Here is a 1,066-nt window from a genome sequence, read left to right as displayed (position 1 = left end):
GTCGACTTCGGGCGCACATCAACGGATACGAGAAAGGTCGCCCAGGCGTGTTCGCGGCAACGCTTGACGCGCTCGACGTCGCGTACGCGAACGCTGATCGGTTGCGCGCGCACGGAGAGCAACCCGGGGAGAACCCATCGACAGACGTCGACACGCTCGTTCGCCTGCTGACGACACTTCGCGATTGAGCTGGGAGAAGGGATCGATTATGGCATCTTGGAACACGAGGTTGCTCCGTGAGCCGACCATGGACGAATGCCATGAGGTGTCGCGCAGGTACGTCGATGGCGTTGCGATGTCGATGGGCGACCATTTGACTGCGCACGCTGCCGAGGTCGCTGCTTGGGTTTTGACCCGTCCGCGCGGCGCTGGTGATCTCGATTGGCCGGAAGGCGCGATGGATGCGGAATGGCCCGAGCTGGCGGCTCACACGATTGCCACGGGGCAGCGGTCCACGAGCGCGCCTGTGTTCTGTCTCTGCGGTCTGGCTCAGACGCGCGTACGCGCATGGGTCGCGATGACGCTGGCCGCGTACGGTCCTGCTCCATTGGCTCGCCAACGCGAAGAAACGAACCGGGCCTTGGCCGAAGAACATTTTGCGCAAGCGCAAGCCTTCGACATTGAACAGTTTCGCTCCGACCTGTCGGTCGCGCTCGCGTTCGAAGTCGGGCGCAATTGGGTCAACCACACGCCGGCGCATCGCGTGTTCGACCGAATGGTTGCTAAGGAGGAACGATACAAGTGGTATTCGGTCGACGATTTCTATCTGGAGGCCGCAGACTTCATCCAAGACGCCCCCTCGCTTGTGGTCGAACCCTGCGCGAAGTGTCGTCGGCTCGGAATCTCAAAGTCGACCGTCGAACCAATCGAAGCAGCGTTACCGCCGTTTCACCTTTCGTGCTCGTGCAAGGTGCACTGGCAAAACGAATTCAAATACGGCGAGACGCCACCAACCTGAGAGTGACCCGGTTCGACGGACGGAACTGCAGTTGGTTTTAGCCAGGTGTGGATCCTCCTGTTGCGTCGCGGGTTGTCCACGGCCGGGCGGCGGGTCGCCTGTCTCGAC

At 61.7% G+C, this 1,066-nt stretch carries 2 protein-coding genes; both read left to right on the top strand.

Going from position 1 to position 1,066, the window contains the following annotated elements; genetic code table 11:
- On the top strand, positions 1-188 hold a 188-nt coding region (locus HV796_RS43870; protein ID WP_425497125.1), incomplete at its 5' end, for a hypothetical protein.
- Entirely contained in the window at positions 185-958 is a 774-nt protein-coding gene (locus HV796_RS42670; protein WP_175233608.1) for a hypothetical protein, read from the top strand. The genes HV796_RS43870 and HV796_RS42670, both read left to right, overlap by 4 nt.
- Positions 959-1,066 lie beyond the last annotated feature (108 nt).

The organism is Paraburkholderia humisilvae, assembly GCF_902859855.1.
Classification (GTDB): domain Bacteria; phylum Pseudomonadota; class Gammaproteobacteria; order Burkholderiales; family Burkholderiaceae; genus Paraburkholderia; species Paraburkholderia humisilvae.
This window is presented reverse-complemented; position numbering and strand designations above follow the sequence as displayed.